Source organism: Massilibacterium senegalense (assembly GCF_001375675.1).
Taxonomy (GTDB): domain Bacteria; phylum Bacillota; class Bacilli; order Bacillales; family Massilibacteriaceae; genus Massilibacterium; species Massilibacterium senegalense.
Genome location: NZ_LN831786.1, coordinates 2139351 through 2157895 on the forward strand (window position 1 = coordinate 2139351; position 18545 = coordinate 2157895).

At 37.5% G+C, this 18545-nt stretch carries 22 protein-coding genes (1 of these 22 only partly in view); 20 read left to right on the plus strand and 2 right to left on the minus strand.

What is annotated here, in order from left to right:
* The 8 genes in view from BN1372_RS14090 to rsmI are tightly spaced (at most 55 nt apart) and all read left to right on the plus strand, a layout consistent with a single transcriptional unit that may run on beyond the window.
* Nucleotides 1-293, plus strand: partial view of an aminotransferase class I/II-fold pyridoxal phosphate-dependent enzyme gene (locus tag BN1372_RS14090; protein ID WP_062200961.1) — the end only. The gene continues 1132 nt to the left of window position 1, outside the view; only the last 293 of its 1425 coding nucleotides appear in the window; the start codon falls outside the window, past its left edge; its stop codon occupies nucleotides 291-293.
* A 5-nt stretch (nucleotides 294-298) separates the two neighbouring features.
* Nucleotides 299-952 carry a dTMP kinase gene (gene tmk, locus BN1372_RS14095; RefSeq protein WP_062200962.1) on the plus strand — a complete coding sequence of 218 codons (654 nt, stop codon included), beginning with the start codon at nucleotides 299-301 and terminating at the stop codon, nucleotides 950-952.
* Nucleotides 953-954: 2 nt separating this feature from the next.
* Nucleotides 955-1941, plus strand: a complete 987-nt coding sequence (holB, locus tag BN1372_RS14100; protein WP_062200964.1) for a DNA polymerase III subunit delta' — start codon at nucleotides 955-957, stop codon at nucleotides 1939-1941.
* 3 nt (nucleotides 1942-1944) lie between these two features.
* Nucleotides 1945-2775, plus strand: a complete 831-nt coding sequence (locus BN1372_RS14105; protein WP_062200965.1) for a PSP1 domain-containing protein — start codon at nucleotides 1945-1947, stop codon at nucleotides 2773-2775.
* A 15-nt stretch (nucleotides 2776-2790) separates the two neighbouring features.
* Entirely contained in the window at nucleotides 2791-3138 is a 348-nt protein-coding gene (gene yabA, locus BN1372_RS14110) for a DNA replication initiation control protein YabA (protein ID WP_267902266.1), read from the plus strand.
* Nucleotides 3139-3193: 55 nt separating this feature from the next.
* Nucleotides 3194-3931, plus strand: coding sequence for a tRNA1(Val) (adenine(37)-N6)-methyltransferase (locus tag BN1372_RS14115; protein ID WP_062200967.1), 738 nt, complete (start codon nucleotides 3194-3196; stop codon nucleotides 3929-3931).
* A complete protein-coding gene (locus BN1372_RS14120; protein WP_062200968.1) occupies nucleotides 3928-4176 on the plus strand; it encodes a GIY-YIG nuclease family protein in 249 nt (82 codons plus the stop codon). Before BN1372_RS14115 ends, BN1372_RS14120 begins: the two co-directional genes overlap by 4 nt.
* Nucleotides 4177-4181: 5 nt before the next feature.
* Nucleotides 4182-5045 carry a 16S rRNA (cytidine(1402)-2'-O)-methyltransferase gene (gene rsmI, locus BN1372_RS14125; RefSeq protein WP_147515414.1) on the plus strand — a complete coding sequence of 288 codons (864 nt, stop codon included), beginning with the start codon at nucleotides 4182-4184 and terminating at the stop codon, nucleotides 5043-5045.
* A 43-nt stretch (nucleotides 5046-5088) separates the two neighbouring features.
* On the opposite strand, the gene BN1372_RS14130 is transcribed toward rsmI, so the two are convergent.
* Nucleotides 5089-5367 carry an AbrB/MazE/SpoVT family DNA-binding domain-containing protein gene (locus tag BN1372_RS14130; protein WP_062200971.1) on the minus strand — a complete coding sequence of 93 codons (279 nt, stop codon included), beginning with the start codon at nucleotides 5365-5367 and terminating at the stop codon, nucleotides 5089-5091.
* Nucleotides 5368-5801: 434 nt separating this feature from the next.
* Between BN1372_RS14130 and metG the strand changes: the two genes are divergently transcribed.
* The 3 genes from metG (at nucleotide 5802) to BN1372_RS15760 (ending at nucleotide 10159) form a co-directional block, all read left to right on the plus strand.
* Complete coding sequence (metG, locus tag BN1372_RS14135) at nucleotides 5802-7745, plus strand: methionine--tRNA ligase (RefSeq protein ID WP_062200973.1); 1944 nt, start codon at nucleotides 5802-5804, stop codon at nucleotides 7743-7745.
* A gap of 212 nt (nucleotides 7746-7957) precedes the next feature.
* Entirely contained in the window at nucleotides 7958-8722 is a 765-nt protein-coding gene (locus BN1372_RS14140) for a TatD family hydrolase (protein WP_062200975.1), read from the plus strand.
* 216 nt (nucleotides 8723-8938) lie between these two features.
* A complete protein-coding gene (locus BN1372_RS15760) occupies nucleotides 8939-10159 on the plus strand; it encodes a ubiquitin-like domain-containing protein (RefSeq protein ID WP_062200976.1) in 1221 nt (406 codons plus the stop codon).
* A 37-nt stretch (nucleotides 10160-10196) separates the two neighbouring features.
* Here BN1372_RS15760 and BN1372_RS14150 read toward each other — a convergent pair whose 3' ends face one another.
* Nucleotides 10197-10364 (minus strand): hypothetical protein, encoded by a 168-nt coding sequence (locus tag BN1372_RS14150; protein ID WP_062200978.1) that lies wholly within the window; start codon nucleotides 10362-10364, stop codon nucleotides 10197-10199.
* 166 nt (nucleotides 10365-10530) lie between these two features.
* Between BN1372_RS14150 and rnmV the strand changes: the two genes are divergently transcribed.
* The 9 genes from rnmV (at nucleotide 10531) to glmU (ending at nucleotide 18532) form a co-directional block, all read left to right on the plus strand.
* On the plus strand, nucleotides 10531-11094 hold the full coding sequence (rnmV, locus tag BN1372_RS14155; RefSeq protein ID WP_062200979.1) for a ribonuclease M5: 564 nt from the start codon (nucleotides 10531-10533) through the stop codon (nucleotides 11092-11094).
* The gene (gene rsmA / locus BN1372_RS14160; protein WP_062200981.1) at nucleotides 11087-11959 is read left to right on the plus strand and encodes a 16S rRNA (adenine(1518)-N(6)/adenine(1519)-N(6))-dimethyltransferase RsmA; all 873 of its coding nucleotides are present in this window, start codon (nucleotides 11087-11089) and stop codon (nucleotides 11957-11959) included. Before rnmV ends, rsmA begins: the two co-directional genes overlap by 8 nt.
* Before the next feature lie 67 nt (nucleotides 11960-12026).
* Nucleotides 12027-12887, plus strand: a complete 861-nt coding sequence (yabG, locus tag BN1372_RS14165) for a sporulation peptidase YabG (RefSeq protein ID WP_062201411.1) — start codon at nucleotides 12027-12029, stop codon at nucleotides 12885-12887.
* Nucleotides 12888-13106: 219 nt separating this feature from the next.
* The gene (gene veg, locus BN1372_RS14170; protein ID WP_062200983.1) at nucleotides 13107-13346 is read left to right on the plus strand and encodes a biofilm formation stimulator Veg; all 240 of its coding nucleotides are present in this window, start codon (nucleotides 13107-13109) and stop codon (nucleotides 13344-13346) included.
* A 122-nt stretch (nucleotides 13347-13468) separates the two neighbouring features.
* On the plus strand, nucleotides 13469-13642 hold the full coding sequence (locus tag BN1372_RS14175; RefSeq protein WP_062200984.1) for a small, acid-soluble spore protein, alpha/beta type: 174 nt from the start codon (nucleotides 13469-13471) through the stop codon (nucleotides 13640-13642).
* A gap of 503 nt (nucleotides 13643-14145) precedes the next feature.
* Nucleotides 14146-15012 (plus strand): 4-(cytidine 5'-diphospho)-2-C-methyl-D-erythritol kinase, encoded by an 867-nt coding sequence (gene ispE / locus BN1372_RS14180; RefSeq protein ID WP_062200986.1) that lies wholly within the window; start codon nucleotides 14146-14148, stop codon nucleotides 15010-15012.
* 58 nt (nucleotides 15013-15070) lie between these two features.
* Entirely contained in the window at nucleotides 15071-15928 is an 858-nt protein-coding gene (purR, locus tag BN1372_RS14185) for a pur operon repressor (protein WP_062200987.1), read from the plus strand.
* Nucleotides 15929-16424: 496 nt separating this feature from the next.
* Nucleotides 16425-16709 carry a septation regulator SpoVG gene (spoVG, locus tag BN1372_RS14190; RefSeq protein WP_062200989.1) on the plus strand — a complete coding sequence of 95 codons (285 nt, stop codon included), beginning with the start codon at nucleotides 16425-16427 and terminating at the stop codon, nucleotides 16707-16709.
* 443 nt (nucleotides 16710-17152) lie between these two features.
* Nucleotides 17153-18532, plus strand: a complete 1380-nt coding sequence (gene glmU / locus BN1372_RS14195) for a bifunctional UDP-N-acetylglucosamine diphosphorylase/glucosamine-1-phosphate N-acetyltransferase GlmU (protein ID WP_062200991.1) — start codon at nucleotides 17153-17155, stop codon at nucleotides 18530-18532.
* Nucleotides 18533-18545 lie beyond the last annotated feature (13 nt).

Below are 18545 nucleotides of genomic sequence, written 5' to 3' on the forward strand. Positions count from 1 at the left end.
CAGTTTTAACGAAACAAGCATCCTCCTTTATCCCCAGCTTGAACAACACGAAGCCATTTCCGTATTGTTATCAACAACTACAACAAAAACAAGTGTTACGTGTACCATTAAAGGAAAGCATTGGAGAAATTGCGGCGGAGTCGATTATTCCGTACCCACCAGGGATTCCTTTTATCTTGAAAGGGGAACAAATTGAACAAGAGCAAGTAAAAATACTACAAACATTACAACAACATCAAGCTTATTTCCAAGGAAATGATGGAAGTGAGATTTTGATTTACGGAAAGGAATAAAATTCGTGAAAAAAGGATTATTTATTACTTTTGAAGGGCCAGATGGTTCAGGAAAAACGACACAGATTAAACGTCTAGCTAACTTTTTACAACAAGAACAGATTCCATTTATCATTACGAGAGAACCAGGAGGAACGCGAATTAGTGATTTAATTCGTGGTATTTTACTAAATCCTGAGCATCAAGAAATGAAAAATCAAACAGAAGTATTGCTATATGCTGCTTCACGCGCACAACATATTCATGAAAAAATTATTCCAGCTATAGAGGAAGGAATAATTGTCTTATGCGACCGCTTTGTAGATGCATCGATTGCTTATCAAGGATACGGGTTAGGGATAGATATTGAAACGATTGAACAAATTAATCGTTTTGCAACGAGTCACCTTGAGCCAGATCGTACGTATTTATTTGATTTAGCACCGGAAGAAGGAAGGAAACGCATGTTGCTTCGACTCGGGGAACAAGTAACGAATTTAGACCGTATTGAACAAAAAACATTGGAATATCATAAACGTGTACGAGAAGGGTTTCATGCATTAGGGGAAAAACATAAGCAACGGATGACGGTCGTAGATGGTGCCCAAACGATTGATGCTATTTCGGAGCAAATTAAGCAAGATTTCTGTGAATTATTAAAAACGTGTGAGTGTGAGTAGTGATGACTTGGGATGAGTTATTTGAGATTCAACCAAATATCGTTAAAATTTTAACGAATAGCTTACGTAAAAAACGTTTATCACATGCGTATTTGATAGAAGGGGGAAAAGGAACTAAGAAGTTACCAATCGCCCTTCAATTAGCAAAGTCGCTGTTTTGTTTACAACGTGACGATGTTCACCCGTGTTTGCACTGTGTTAATTGCAAACGAATTGATTCATCTAATCACCCCGACATTCATGTTATCGAACCAGACGGGGCATCGATTAAAACGGAACAAATCAATGCGTTAAAAGAAGAGTTTTCTTATCGTAGTATGGAGTCGTCGTATAAAATTTACATTATTCAGCAAGCAGAAAAAATGACACCACAAGCGGCAAATAAGCTGTTGAAATTTTTAGAAGAACCGCATCCAGGGACGGTAGCCATTTTATTAACAGAAGCAAAACATCAACTGTTAGATACGATTCGGTCTCGTTGCCAAGAATTATCCACGCGTCCTTTATCGAAAGAACGGTTATATAATCATTTAGTCGAGGAACAATATCCTGCACAACTTGCGCGCATCAGTGTGCACTTAACGAACGATTACTCGGAATGTGTGGCATTGTGTACCGATGAATGGTTTGCACAAGCGAGAAAACTAGTGGTACAATTAACAGAAGAATTACAAAAAAATTCGCAGTCTGTTTTGTTGTTCATTCAATTACATTGGATGAACCATTTTCATGATAAAGACAAATTAGATATCGGATTAGATCTGTTGTTGTTATGGATGAAGGACTTATTGTATGTACAATTAGGTCAAAAAGAAAAGGTTGTGTATGAAAAAGAAGCAGAAACGTTAAGCAACCAAGCATTAACCATTTCAAAACGACAAATATCGAATGATTTATTTTATATATTAGAAGCAAAAAAACAGCTTCGTGCCAATGCCAATCCACAGTTATTAATGGAACGATTGATGCTTTCATTGCAGGAGGGATAATGTTTGAAATATGATGTTGTAGGAGTGCGGTTTAAAAAGGCTGGTAAAATTTATTATTTCGCACCAGACGATTTACCAATTGAGAAAGATAATTTTGTGATTGTAGAAACGATTCGTGGAGTAGAATACGGAAAAGTCGTCACGAATATGAAACAAGTAGATGAAGAAGATGTCGTCTTACCGTTAAAAAAAGTATTGCGTCTTGCAGATGAGAGCGACCGAGCGATTGTTGAGGAAAATCGACAAGCAGCAGAAGAAGCGCAAGAAATATGTATGCAAAAAATTAGCGAACATAAGCTAGAGATGAAACTAGTAGATGTGGAATATACGTTTGACAGAAATAAAGTCATTTTTTATTTTACCGCAGATGGTCGGGTTGACTTTCGTGAATTAGTAAAAGATTTAGCCTCTATTTTCCGAACAAGAATTGAACTTCGTCAAATTGGGGTGCGCGATGAAGCAAAAATGCTTGGTGGAATAGGGCCGTGTGGCCGAATGCTTTGCTGCTCCACGTTTTTAGGTGATTTCGATCCTGTATCGATTAAAATGGCGAAAGATCAAAACTTATCGTTAAATCCGACGAAAATATCTGGGCTTTGCGGTCGTTTAATGTGCTGCTTAAAATATGAAAATGACGGGTATGAAGTAGCTAAACAAGCATTACCAGACCTTGGGGAAAATATTGATACAGCGTTTGGAGCCGGGAAAGTAGTAGGGTTAAATATTTTGGAACGTATAGTACAAGTAGAGTTAAAAGACCACGATCGCGTAGTAGAATATACGCTTGATGAACTGATTGACGAAGGAGCAATTTCGAACGAACGCACGGAATGACGAGGTGGATGATGCGTGGAAAATGGGACAAAAAAAGAAATTTTTCAACAAGTGAGTCATATGGAACAACAAATCGGAGATCTTTATCAGCAACTTGGTCAGTTAAAAGAACAATTAGCTCAACTTCTTGAAGAAAATCAAAACTTAATGATGGAAAATCATCATTTACGACAACGATTTGAAAAAAAATCAACGAAACAAGTCGTAAAAACAAAACGAGAGAAAGAATGGGAAATTGGTGAAGGCTATGATAATTTAGCAAGGTTGTATCAAGAAGGCTTTCATATTTGTAATTTACATTACGGTAGTGTGCGTTCCGATGGAGATTGTCTTTTTTGTTTAGATCTATTAAGCAAACGTTAACCTTTCCAACCCGGGAAAGGTTTTTTTGTGTAACAAGAAAAGGGGGAAAAACGAGATGAAATTATACGAAGATGAACGGTTAGACTATTTATTAAATGAAGAGATGCGGATCATTCAAAGCCCAAATGTGTTTGCTTTTTCATTGGATGCGGTGTTGTTAAGTAATTTTGTCTACGTACCGATTCAAAAAGGGAAAATAATGGACCTTTGTTCAGGAAACGGTGTTATTCCCCTGCTGCTTAGCAAACGAACAAAAGGACAATTAGTCGGGGTGGAAATACAGGAGAGACTGTATGATATGGCCGTTCGTAGTGTGGAATATAACAAGCTAACCGACCGAATTCAAATGGTATTAGGCGACTTAAAGGATGCACCCAAAACAGTCGGGAACGGTATTTTTGATGTCGTGACATGTAACCCGCCTTATTTCCAAATGGATGGCCAAGCCGATTTACATGCCAACCCGCATTATGCGATTGCCCGTCATGAATTATTAACGACGCTAGAAGATGTCGTGAAAACAAGCAGTAGCTTAGTAAAACAAGGTGGAAAAGTAGCATTTGTTCATCGACCAAATCGTTTATTAGATATTGTAACTTTAATGCGAAAATATCGATTAGAACCGAAACGTCTACAATTTGTCCATCCGAAACGAGGAAAAGAAGCAAATACGATTTTAATTGAAGGAATAAAAGATGGCAAGCCGGATTTAAAAATACTCCCGCCAATCGCTGTATACGAAGAAGATAATTCGTACACAAAAGAGTTAAAAGAGATGTTATATTTAACGTGAATTATTACGTTTATATTTTACAATGCGCAGATGATACATTTTATATCGGATATACAACGAACATAAAGCGTCGTGTGATGTGTCATCAACAGAAAAAAGGAGCGAAATACACGCGAGGGAGAACACCGGTTAAACTTATGTATTTTCAAACCTTTTTAACGAAATCAGAAGCGTTACGAGCAGAATGTGCATTAAAGAAATTATCAAGGAAGCAAAAAGAACAACTCATAAAGCAAGGGGTGTAGTGATGATACACGTACAGAAAAGTTTTGCAAAAGAAACGGGGATGCTTTATTTAGTCCCAACCCCTATCGGTAATTTAGAAGATATGACGTTTCGGGCTATTCGCATTTTAAAAGAAGTCGATTATATTGCGTGTGAAGATACGAGAAATACGAAAAAATTATGCAATCATTTTGATATTACAACACCGCTCTTAAGTTATCACGAACATAATAAAATGGAAGCAGGAGCAAAAATAATTGCCCTTTTACAAAAAGGACATACGTTAGCTGTAGTAAGCGATGCAGGAATGCCTGCGATTTCCGATCCTGGTTTTGAGTTGGTGAATGATTGTATTGAAAAACAGATTCCGGTTGTTCCACTACCAGGTGCAAATGCGGCATTAACAGCTTTTATTGCTTCTGGCATGCCGAATGAACATTTTTATTATTACGGTTTTTTATCTCGATACGAAAAAGAACGAAAAAAAGAATTACAATCGCTTCAACATATCGACGTTCCGCTTATTTTTTATGAAGCACCGCATCGATTAAAAGAAATGTTGCAATCGATGTATCGTGTGTTTGGAAATCGTGCGATTGTGGTGTCCCGCGAATTGACGAAACGATATGAAGAATTTATTCGTGGCTCTTTAGAAGAAATAGTGAACCAATTTGAAACGGTAACGGTAAAAGGGGAATTTTGCATCATTGTGGAAGGAAACCAAGAGGAAATGAACGAAACACAATGGTGGGAGGCATTATCGGTTATTGGCCACGTGCAACATTATGTAGAAAAAGGGGAATCTTCCAAAGAAGCGATTAAAAAAGTAGCAAAAGAACGAGAAATGCCGAAACGAGAAGTGTACCAAACGTATCACGGATTATCATAAAAAAAGCATCTATCGTTTTGGATAGATGCTTTTTTTAAAATAATTAATTATCTAATTTTTTTTGGATTTCTTCCATCATGATTTCTGCACCTTCACGGCTTAAGATGATGCGGCCTTCACCAAATGTAAAGTTATCATCAGAAACTTCCCCAGTGATTTGGCAAGTCATGTTTGGTTTGTATTTTTTCAAGATAATGCGGTCATCATCTACGTAAATTTCTAACGCATCTTTTTCTGCAATTCCTAATGTACGACGTAATTCGATTGGAATTACCACACGACCTAATTCATCAACTTTACGAACAATACCTGTAGATTTCATCTAACATTCTCCTCCCAATAATTGAAAAAATTCTATCTTCGCTAATCCGTCATAATTCGACATTTGCAATATATTTATCATAACATAATTTCCTTTAATAGTCAAATACTTTATTTTATGGTAGGTATTTTTGAAAATTTAAAGTTAAAATATGATAAATATAAAACTCTACTATTAAGTAAAGTGCAAATTTTGTTACAATTAGGGTACTCAGTTAATTATCTTACACAATTAGAAAATAGTGCAATAACCTTTTTCGACATTATTCTACAACTTTAGGAAGGAAAATACAACTATTTTGAACGATTTTTTTAAAAAATATTTTTTTGGAAGGCAATACGTTATAATAAACGTAGAATATTAGCAACAATTCGTGTAGGATTCGTTCATTTTGTGTAAAATGGACCATAATAAAGTTAAGGAGGAAATGTGTTTTGAAAAAAGAAACATTTTATATTACTACACCTATTTATTATCCAAGTGATAAATTACATATTGGTCACGCATATACGACGGTTGCAGGCGATGCAATGGCTCGTTATAAACGACAACGTGGATTTGATGTCCGGTATTTAACAGGAACGGATGAACATGGACAAAAAATTCAACGAAAAGCAGCAGAAAAAGGCGTTACACCACAACAATTTGTTGATGAAATTGTAAGTGGTATTCAAGAACTATGGAAAAAGCTTGATATTTCTTATGATGATTTTATTCGTACAACAGAAGATCGCCATAAAGAAGTAGTAGCGAAAATTTTTAATCGCCTTGTGAAACAAGGAGATATTTACATGGATGAGTACGAAGGCTCTTATTGTACACCGTGTGAGTCATTTTTTACAGAACATCAATTAGTAAACGGAAACTGTCCAGATTGCGGACGCTCAGTCGAAACAGTGAAAGAAGAATCGTATTTCTTTAAAATGAGTAAATATGTTGACCGTTTATTGAAATTTTATGAAGAGAATCCAACATTTATCCAACCTGTATCGAGAAAAAATGAAATGATTAATAACTTTATTAAACCAGGGTTAGAAGATTTAGCAGTGTCCCGGACAACGTTTGATTGGGGAATTCGTGTGCCTGGTAATCCGAAACACGTTATTTACGTGTGGATTGATGCGTTAACGAACTATATTACAGCGCTTGGGTATGGAACGGATGAGGATGGTAATTTCCAAAAATATTGGCCAGCAGATGTTCATCTTGTCGGAAAAGAAATTGTTCGTTTCCATACGATTTATTGGCCAATTATGTTAATGGCATTAGATCTTCCATTACCGAAAAAGGTGTTTGCGCACGGTTGGTTGTTAATGAAAGATGGGAAAATGTCGAAATCAAAAGGAAACGTAATTGACCCAGTGACATTAATTGATCGTTACGGATTAGATGCACTTCGTTATTATTTATTACGTGAAGTACCATTTGGTTCGGACGGTGTGTTTACACCAGAAGGATTCGTAGACCGGATCAACTTTGACCTTGCGAACGATTTCGGTAACTTATTAAACCGTACCGTTGCCATGATTAATAAATATTTTGACGGACACATTCCTGCATACAACGGTAACGTAACAGAATTTGATGCTTCTTTACAAGAAATGGCGAAAGAAACGGTACAAAAAGTAGAAGAAGCAATGGAAGAACTACAATTTTCCGTCGCATTAACTGCTATTTGGCAATTTATTAGCCGAACAAATAAATATATTGATGAAACAATGCCATGGCAATTAGCTAAAGAGGAAACAAAACAAGCGGAATTAGCTGCAGTAATGGTTCATTTAGCCGAATCGTTACGTTATGTATCCATTTTATTACAACCATTTCTTACACAAGCACCGAAAAAAGTATGGAAACAACTCGGCATGACAGCAGGAGAAGTAACATCTTGGGATAGTTTACAAACGTACGGTTTAGCAGGTGGCTTAACTGTTATTAAAAAAGCAAAACCAATTTTCCCACGTTTAGATGTAGAAGAAGAAGTAGCGTTTATTAAAGCGCAAATGACACCACCAAAACAAGCGGAACCGAAAAAAGAAGAAAAAGAAGACATGGTGGAAATTACGATTGATGACTTTATGAAAATTGATTTACGTGTAGCAGAAATCATACAAGCAGAAAAAATCAAAAAAGCAGATAAATTATATAAACTACAACTAGATTTAGGTGATGAAAAGCGTCAAGTGGTGTCTGGTATTGCGGAGCATTACACAACAGAAGAATTAGTGGGACAAAAGGTTATTTGTATTACAAATTTAAAACCAGTAAAATTACGCGGAGAATTATCACAAGGAATGATTTTAGCTGGTTCGACTGATGACGTGTTAGCAGTCGCCACATTTGCAAAAGATCTACCAAACGGAACAAAAGTAAAATAAATGATAAAAATGTTTATACTATCCATTTAGTGTTAACTACTGTTTTGCGGTCAGTTACTATATTTTAAAAACTGTTAATAAACGGATGAAATGTTTCAAAAATAACGACATTTCGTCCGTTTTTGTAATATAACTGTAATCGAAATGAATCAGTACGGAAAAGAAAATGTGTTACACTTACTTCTGTAACAAAAGATTGGAGACGGATGAATATGTTATTTGATACACATGCACATTTAAATGCAGACCAGTTTAAAGAAGACAGAGAAGAAACGATTCAACGTGCATTAGAAGCTGGGGTGTCAAATATTTTAGTCGTAGGTTTCGACGAAGAAACCATTAATGGAGCCATTGAACTTGCAGAAAAATATGATTTTATTTATGCAGCAGTAGGATGGCATCCAGTTGATGCAATCGATGCAACAGAAAAAGACTTTGAGCGAATCGAACAACTCGCATATCATAAAAAAGTAGTTGCATTAGGGGAGATGGGTCTAGATTATTATTGGGATAAGTCACCAAAAGAAATCCAACATCACGTTTTTCGCCGCCAAATTCAAATTGCGAGAAAAGTAAATTTACCGATTATTATTCATAATCGTGATGCAACACAAGATTGCATTCAAATTTTACGAGAAGAGAAAGCAAATGAAGTAGGCGGAATTATGCACTGTTTTAGCGGTAGCGTGGAAACGGCAAAAGAATGTGTGAATTTGAATTTTCATATTTCGCTTGGGGGTCCGGTTACGTTTAAAAATGCACGACAACCGAAAGAAGTAGCGAAAGAAATTCCATTAGAGCGCTTATTAATTGAGACAGATTGTCCCTATTTAGCGCCTCACCCATACCGCGGGAAACGAAATGAAAGTGCATATGTCAAATTAGTCGCAGAACAAATTGCGGAATTAAAAGACCTTTCTTTTGAAGAAATTGCGAAAAAAACGACCGACAATGCTAAACAATTATTTCGCATATAGTCGGTGTGATTCAAAAGAAAAAACAGACCATTTTGTCTATAAATGAACTACCATGACGGAATACATCATATGAACAAGCTCTCCCCATATACGCTATAGGAACTTGTCGAACATTTTTTCTTTCAAATTAATCCCATATGTATCATAATATGGCTTACAGAAAAGTAGTTGTTTGCGAGTTGCTTTTGTTCATCCAATCTAACAGGGAGGGATTTCATGAGTTTAAACATGAAGAAACTTTTTTCCACCAATAAAGAGAAAGGGAAAAAGTTATTCATGTCTATCATCAGCTTACTTGTTGTCGTTGGAATAGGCGGGTTACTCTATTACCAATTAACAAGTAAATCCATCGAAATGAAGATTGATGGCGAAACAAAGATAGTACGTACACATGCGGAAACTGTGAACGAATTGATGATGGACGTTGGGATTAAAGTAGATCGTCACGATTATCTTTCACACGAACTAGATGAACCATTGAAACATGGAATGATCGTCCGTTTTAAAGATGCAAAAGAAGTGACGGTAACAGCAAATGGACAAGATAAAAAAGTGCATACAACTGCTAAAAATGTAGGCGATTTGATGAAAGAGCACAGCATAGCGGTTACAGATCACGACTTTATCAAACCAGGTGTGAAAACAAACATTAAAGATAAAATGACGATCACCTTTAATCAAGCATTTGAAGTGACATTAAACAATGCCGGTACAGAAACGAAAGTAATGACAACCACGAAAACAGTAAAAGAATTACTAGAAGCACATGATATAACGCTTGGCGAATTAGACCGCGTTGAACCAGCATTAGATACTGCCTTAACAGGTGCTACCGCTGTAAATGTTGTACGGGTTGAAAAAGCGACAGAAACGGTAGAAGAAAAATTGCCGTTTGCTGTTGTGAAAAAACAAGATAGTACATTAAACGAAGGTCAAGAAAAAGTCGTTTCAGAAGGTCGAGAAGGACTCGCGAAAAAAACAGTGGAAATTACGCGTGAAAATGGGCAAGAAGTGTCACGGAACGTCATAGAAACAATTACGACAGAAGAGGCGCAAGATAAAATAATTGCGGTTGGATCGAAAAAACAATCAGCATTTGAAGGCAGTGTTGCCGTATCTCGTGGCGGAAATAGTGAACCAGCAGGCGGGAAAGAGTTTTATGTAAGCAGTACTGCTTATTCGGAAAACTGTACCAACTGTAGTGGTGTGACAGCAACTGGATTTAATTTAAAAGCAAATCCAAATGCAAAAGTAATTGCAGTAGATCCAAGCATCATTCCATTAGGGTCAAAAGTATATGTAGAAGGTTACGGTTATGCGATGGCTTTAGATACTGGTGGAGCAATTAAAGGAAACCGCATCGATGTCTTTTTCTCTAGTGAACAACAAGCAAAATCATGGGGAAGAAAAACAGTTAAAATTAAAGTCATTGAGTAATAGATGAACACAAGGGATGTGTCTAACCCTTGTGTTTTTATTTTTTATGATAACAACCTTCGCAAATAAACGATCCTTCGAGATGTAACCACGCTTTTATTTCAGTAAACCCTTTATGCTTCGGATAACGCAATTTTACAAAAACGACGTCATTTCCTTTTATTTCTTTTCCGCAAATAGAGCATGTAGGTTTTTCACCAAACATGTTTTGTCCCTCCTAGGTAGAAAGTAAAAAATAATGGGCGTACAACTTCTATCAGAAAATGACTGATGGAAGTTGTACTTTGTACTATAATAAGGTCTAGAAATGAGTCGGTTATATAGTAAGACGAATCGATGAAAAAAAAGGTTCAATTTTTGGAGGATAAAAAATGAAAATGAAAGAAGTCATCGTCGTGGAAGGAAAAGATGATACGATTCGTATTAAACAAGCGGTGCAAGCAGATACGATTGAAACGAACGGTTCCGCTGTTTCAGAAGAAACATTAAGAAAAATTGAACGAGCAAACGAAAAGCGTGGTGTCATTATTTTTACAGACCCAGATTACCCAGGACAACGAATTCGTACTATCATTAGCAAACGAATTCCTGGATGCAAACATGCATTTTTATCACGAACAGAAGCAAAAGGGAAAGAAAATGAAAGTTTAGGGGTAGAACATGCATCAAACGAAGCAATTCAAGAAGCACTTGCAGCGGTAAAAACAGAATATAAAGAATTACCTGGAGAAGCGATTGCGTATCAGGATTTAATCGATGCAGGGCTTATTGCCGGAAATGGTGCTCGTAAACGTCGAGAAAAGCTTGGTATCTTGCTGCGAATTGGGTATTGTAATGGAAAGCAGTTATATCATCGTTTAACAATTTTTCATGTGACGAAAGAAGAGTTTCGCGACGCGATGAAACAAGTGTTACAGGAGGAAAACAATGAATAAAGATATCTCAACCCCGAACCGAACGAAAGAAATTTTACAGAAATACGGGTTTACTTTTAAAAAAAGTTTTGGTCAAAACTTTTTAATTGACCAAAATATTTTACGAAATATCGTTGGTCATGCAACGATTACAGACGAGTCTGGTGTCATTGAAATTGGACCGGGAATTGGGGCGCTTACGGAACAAATTGCGAAACAAGCAAAAAAAGTAGTCGCATTTGAAATAGACCCTCGTTTAATCCCTATTTTAGAAGAGACACTGACACCATATCCGCATGTAACGGTGTTGTTACAAGATGTGTTAAAAGCAAATGTAAAAGAAGTAATAGAACGAGAATTCGAAGGAATCGAAGATATTATGGTCGTTGCAAATTTACCTTATTACGTAACAACCCCAATTTTAATGAAATTGCTAATAGAAGAATTGCCAATCCGTGGCATTGTTGTGATGATCCAAAAAGAAGTAGCAGATCGTTTAAGCGCTGTTCCTGGCACGAAAGACTACAATTCCTTATCCATTGCGGTTCAGTACTATGCTGACGTAGAAACGGTCATGAACGTGCCAAAAACGGTGTTTATTCCGCAACCAAACGTCGACTCTGCGGTCATTCGTTTAACGATGCGTAAAGAACCACCTGTACACGTACAAGATACCGAATTTTTATTTGCATTAGTACGTGCTTCTTTTGCCAATCGGAGAAAAACATTGTGGAATAACTTAGTGACGTTCTTTGGAAAAGAACAAAAAGACAAGTTAGCAGCGCTGTTAGAACAAGTGAATATCGACACAAAACGCCGCGGGGAAACGTTAACGATTGAAGAATTTGCTGTTCTTTCTGAAACGTTACTTCCGTTAAAAAAATAGGGGAAAGACTCACCATCTTTCTCCTATTTTCATATCGTATAGGAGAAAGGGAAGTGAGGTGGACGGCGTGCAGTTAAAAGTCGGAACAATGGTGGCTAGGAAATCTTACGGTTGTGATATTTTGTTTCGGATTACCGAGCTTGATTTTGAAAATAAAATAGCCATATTATGCGGGGAAGATATTCGTCTAGTAGCCGATGCCCCTTTTCATGATTTAGTATTTGTCGATGAAAGAGAAAAGCAAAAGCATAAAGAACTGGAAAAGAAACGACAAGATGAAACCATTCGTATGTTTCGGCAACATTACCGAGTTGTGCAAGAAAAAATGACTTATTTGGTGACCGATGAATATACGATGCAAAAATCGTTTTTTGAACTGCCTGGGCAAGTGCTTCATATTGACGGGGATGCGCATTACCTAAGCAAATGTGAAGAACTGTATAAAAAATTAGGTGTGCCCTTTATCGGATTTCATATGACGGAAGAAGAAATGGTAAAAAAAGTACCACCTTTATTTGAACAATACCAACCACACATTATTGTTATTACAGGGCACGATGCCTATTTGAAACAAAAAGGTGAAGTAGATGAGTTAAAAGCTTATCGGCATACGCGTTTTTTTATCGAAACGGTTAAAAAAATTCGAAAACGGACATTGCAATTAGATTATCCGATTATTTTTGCAGGGGCATGTCAGTCACATTTTGAAAAATTAATTCGAGCAGGAGCAAATTTTGCAAGTTCTCCTGCTCGAGTAAATATTCATGCACTAGACCCCGTCTATATTGCCGCAAAATGTAGTTATACGCCAATTACAGAGTACTTAAACGTGTGGGAAGTGTTAAAACATACGATTACAGGAGAAAAGGGAGTAGGCGGCATTGATACGAAAGGAACGCTTCGAACAGGGATGCCTTTTAAAAAGTAAAAGCAAGTGATGCACTTGCTTTTTTTTGTGCCAAAAAAATATTGTTCAAAATGATACATAAATTTCTTTTCCTGTAAGATACTAAAAATAATTTAAAAAATTTAAGAACATAATAAAAATAAATTGACAAAATCGAACCAATATTGATATAATTTTTTATTTAATTTGACGAAAAAGGGCTTTTCCTGTATACTATAAGTTAGTGAGGTGGGATGATTAATGGCAAAAACATTAGCAGAGATTAAGCGTAAGCTCGATGAACATGTTGGAAAAAGATTAACGTTAAAGGCAAACGGTGGCCGTCGTAAAACGATACAGCGTTCCGGTGTTTTAGAAGAAACATACCCTTCTGTATTTATTGTGAAGCTAGATCCAACAGAAAATGCATTCGAACGTGTATCTTATAGCTATGCTGATGTTTTAACTGAAACGGTCGAATTAACATTTCAAGCAAAATAATAGTGCGTGGTTTTGAGGTGGCAGTTGGCGGTAGTCTGACTGCTTTTTTCATGTTATAAATAGTCCTTTTTCGTCGTATATTAAGAAGGCATCGTAACTGATACACGAAAGGGGTCAACATCATGGCGAAGCGTGGAGTTATGAGCAATCAACTAAAAGAAGAAATTGCGAAAGAACTTGGCATTTATGATGTAGTACAAAAAGAAGGCTGGGGCGGTATTAAGGCAAGGGACGCAGGGAATATGGTAAAAAAAGCAATCGAAATGGCACAAAGACAACTGGACAACAAGCAATAATATCGAGGATTTTCCTCGATTTTTTTCGTTTATCCATTAGGTGTATTAGGAGGCTGTTTGTGAGCGAGTTCGCTCCATTTTGGTATAATCCAGTAGGGGATCGAGTTATAAGATGGATGGCTCCATGAGGAAAACCCGCCTTATTACTCTGTCGCTGAATGAGCCCATCTCCACTTTTTGTATAATCTAGTTGCGATGGGCTAACGACTTCCGCTATAAGTCAAAGCCCTCCAGAGGCAAAGAGGCGCCTCTTCCGGTCTTCGCCTTATAGCTCCGTCGTTGAACGAGCCCATCTCCACTTTTTGTATAATCCAGTTGCGATGGGCTAACGACTTCCGCTATAAGTCAAAGCCCTCCAGAGGCAAAGAGGCGCCTCTTCCGGTCTTCGCCTTATAGCTCCGTCGTTGAACGAGCCCATCTCCACTTTTTGTATGAAAATATAGTCGAATTTTCGTTGTCGTGGTATTATTTGTAGAAGTAGTCTTGAAAAAGTAGGTGAACTTATGAAGGTATCTGTAAAAGCACCAGCTAAGATTAATTTAGCGCTTGATGTACTTGGAAAACGACCGGACGGGTATCACGAAGTACATATGGTGATGACGACGATTGATTTAGCTGATCGAATTGAATTAATGGATTTAGGGGAAGATCGCATTACGTTAGTAACGGATTATCGTTTTGTCCCGGATGATAATCGCAATTTTGCTTATCAAGCTGCGAGATTGTTAAAAGAAAAGTTTCACATCACCCGTGGTGTTCAAATTACGATTGATAAATGTATTCCTGTTGCGGCTGGTTTAGCTGGTGGCAGCAGTGATGCTGCTGCTACGTTACGTGGGTTAAATAAATTGTGGAACTTACAACTATCTACACAGGAACTAGCAGAGCTTGGCAGTGAAATTGGCTCGGATGTGGCGTTTTGTGTTTATGGCGGTACTGCTATTGCATCTGGACGTGGAGAAAAGGTTGAACCAATTTCTTCTCCTCCACCTTGTTGGGTTGTGTTAGCAAAACCGAATATTGGCGTGTCAACAGCAGAAGTATACGGAAAAGTACAAATGGAGACGATTCAACATGCTAACGTTCGTGAAATGGTGCAAGCGATTGAAAAGCAAGATTATGAAGGAATTTGTGAACATTTAAGTAATTCCCTTGAAGCGATTACGATGGAATTACACCCAGAAGTAGAACAAATTAAAGAGCAAATGAGGCGGTTCGGAGCGGACGGTGTATTAATGAGCGGCAGTGGCCCGACTGTTTTTGCGTTAACAAAGTATGAATCACGTATGCAACGTATTTATAACGGACTTCGTGGCTTTTGTGATCAAGTGTATGCCGTTCGACTTTTAAGTGAGTCACCTCTTGAATAAATACGTATAAAAATGTTATATTATGCTTAAAATATTCGGATTTGGGGGGTAGACGGTTATGAAAATGCGTCGGAGCGGTAGATTAGTGGATATGACTTGTTATTTGTTGCAACATCCCCATGAATTAATTTCTCTTACTTTTTTTTCAGAACGTTACGAAGCAGCAAAGTCCTCTATTTCAGAAGACTTAGGGATTATTAAAACAAATTTTGAAACACAAGGAATCGGTTCGCTTATTACAATTGCAGGAGCGGCAGGTGGGGTAAAATACATACCATTAATGAGTGAAGAAGAGTCGAATGAAGTGATTCAAGTGCTATCAGAAAAACTTGAAGATCCAGAACGACTTTTACCTGGCGGCTATTTGTATTTGACGGATTTATTAGGAGATCCGAAATTAATGAATCGGGCAGGACGGTTGTTAGCTTCCTTTTTTGCTAACCAGGACATTGAGTATGTGATGACTGTTGCAACAAAAGGGATTCCATTAGCATATACAGTAGCATCTTATTTAGATGTTCCGATGGTAATTGTTCGACGAGATAATAAAGTAACAGAAGGCTCGACAGTAAGTATTAACTACGTGTCTGGCTCGACAAAAAGAATTCAAACGATGGTGCTTGCACGTCGCAGCTTACCACAAGGTTCTAACGTATTAATTATTGATGACTTTATGAAAGCTGGTGGTACCATCCAAGGAATGGTTAATTTACTCGAAGAATTTAATGCCAATGTATGTGGGATTGGTGTACTAGTGGAAGCGGATTCAGAAGATGCTGACGTAGAAGAACGGTTAGTCGACGACTACATTTCACTAGTAAAGCTTGAAAAGGTAGATGTGAAAAAGAAAGAAATTTCAGCAGTCCCAGGGAACGTGCTCCAACATTACGAAAAATTATTAGATCGTACAAAATGATCATAGGCACTCTTCTTTTTTACAAAAGAAGAGTGTTTTTTGTTTGGATTGTCTCCGCTTTTCGTTGTCTAGCTGCGTTGGGCTAACGACTTCCGCTTTTGGTTGTCCATCTTCGGTGGGCTAACGACTTCCGCTTTTGGTTGTCCATCTTCGGTGGGCTAACGACTGCCGTAATAAGTCCCCCGATTCCAGAGGCAAAGAGACGCCTCTTCCATCGTGTGCCTTATTACTCTGTCGATGGACGAGCCCACCTTCGCTTTTCTTGTTGTCCAGCTCCGGGCGTTAGGGACTCGAATCATAAGACAGCTTGCTCCATGAGGAAAGACCACTTCATTCCGCAAGCTGTCTTATGCTTGTCGCCCCTGATCAAGCGCCCTCCGCTTTTCTTCTTTTTTATAAATTTTTTAAAATTTTTAATTTTAAGAAGGATTTTTTGTGCAATTGTGGAATATGTACACACAGACGTTTTTATTAAAGCATGAAGGTGGTGAAGTAAGTGGAAGTGACTGACGTTAGATTACGCCGTGTCAATACGGAAGGACGTATGCGAGCAATCGCCTCCATTACGCTTGATCATGAATTTGTAGTTCATGATATCCGTGTGATTGATGGTAATAATGGTTTATTTGTTGCAATGCCTAGTAAACGTACGCCAGATGGTGAGTTCCGTGACATTGCACACCCGATTAATTCGAATACTCGTGGTAAAATTCAAGAAGCTGTGTTAGCTGAATATCATCGTGTCGGAGAAGCAGAATTAGAAGAAGCTGGAGCTTCATAATAAAAGAATAAAGAAATACATAGAAGGGGTCTAGTTTATCAAAACTAGGCCTTTTTTTCTTTTTTCCTCTTAAAGCAGAAAGTCTCTTACTCTCAAACGATGGATAGATGGGGATGGATGGCAAGTATGGGTTGAAAAGCTGTAGTTTTTAGGATATATTCATTAGTGGATAAAATGCGAGATTTTTAGTAAAAAAACGCTTATTTAAAAGGAATTTTTTGTGTATTTCTTTTGGAAAAAGAGATGCTTTTATCCACGGTTATTCTCTTCTTTTTTGTACGTAAAAAAAAGAAGAAAATAGTAAAAAAACAGCTTGTATCCGTGAATGCTTGCGGGTTTGGTTAGTGGAGCTTATCTCGCTTTTTGCAAGAGTCACGTAAATTGTAAGATAGAGTATTACTTGCCTTTTTAGCGGGGAGATCTTGACTTTTGGAGGGTTAGTTATGACAAAGCGATTTGCGGTAATTTTAGCCGCTGGACAGGGAACAAGAATGAAATCCAAACTTTACAAAGTATTGCATAAAGTTTGCGGAAAACCAATGGTAGAACATGTTGTAGATCAAGTAGCAGGGTTAAATTGCGAAAAAATTGTCACGATTGTCGGTTTCGGTGCTGAAAAAGTAAAAGAGCGACTAGGTGACCGCGTAGAATATGCATTTCAAGAAGAACAATTAGGAACAGGCCATGCTGTTTTAATGGCAAAAGAAAACCTTGCACAATATGAAGGAGAAACATTAGTTGTGTGTGGAGATACGCCGCTTATTACGAAAGAAACAATGGAAGCGCTACTAAACACGCACAAACAAAGAGGGGCAAAAGCAACAATTTTAACTGCAAAAATGGACCAACCAACTGGATACGGACGAATTATCCGCAATGAACAAGGGTTCGTTGAACGTATCGTGGAAGAAAAAGATGCGACGCCAGAAGAAAAAGCAGTAACAGAAATCAACACAGGTACGTATTGTTTCGATAATCGTTACTTATTTGAAACGTTGAAAAAAGTAGGCAATGATAATGCACAAGGAGAATATTACTTGCCAGACGTTATTGGAATTTTAAAAAATGAAGGAGAAACCATTGCTGCTTACGTTACACCATCTTTTGAAGAAACAATCGGTGTAAATGACCGCATAGCGTTATCTGTTGCAGAAAAAATAATGAAACAACGTATAAACGAAAACCATATGCGTCAAGGTGTGACGATTATTGACCCGAATACAACGTATATCGGCGCGGACGTTCAAATTGGTCGTGATACGATTATTTATCCAAACACTATGCTTTCTGGTCGCGTTACAATCGGAGAAGATTGCCAAATTGGTCCGAATACAGAAATTGAAAACGCTACAATTGGCGATGAAACTGTTATTCGTCAATCGGTTGTAGAAGATAGCTCGGTAGGAAAACGAGTTAAAATTGGTCCTTTTGCTCATCTTCGTCCTGCTTCTGATATTTCCGACGATGTGAAAATTGGAAACTTCGTTGAAATTAAAAAATCAGTGTTGAAACAAGGGGCAAAAGCATCCCACTTAAGTTATATTGGTGATGCTGAAATTGGGGAAAATGTAAACCTAGGTTGTGGTTCGATTACCGTTAACTATGATGGTGTCCATAAGTTTAAAACGATTGTAGAAGATGACGCCTTTATCGGATGTAATTCTAATTTAATTGCACCAGTTCGTATTGAAAAAGGAGCGTACGTTGCTGCTGGTTCAACAATCACCAACGATGTTCCGCACGGTGCGCTATCGATTGCACGTGCTAGACAAACGAATAAAGAAGGCTACGCAGAAAAAATAAATCAAAAGAAAAATTCTTAAGCGGAGGGAACCC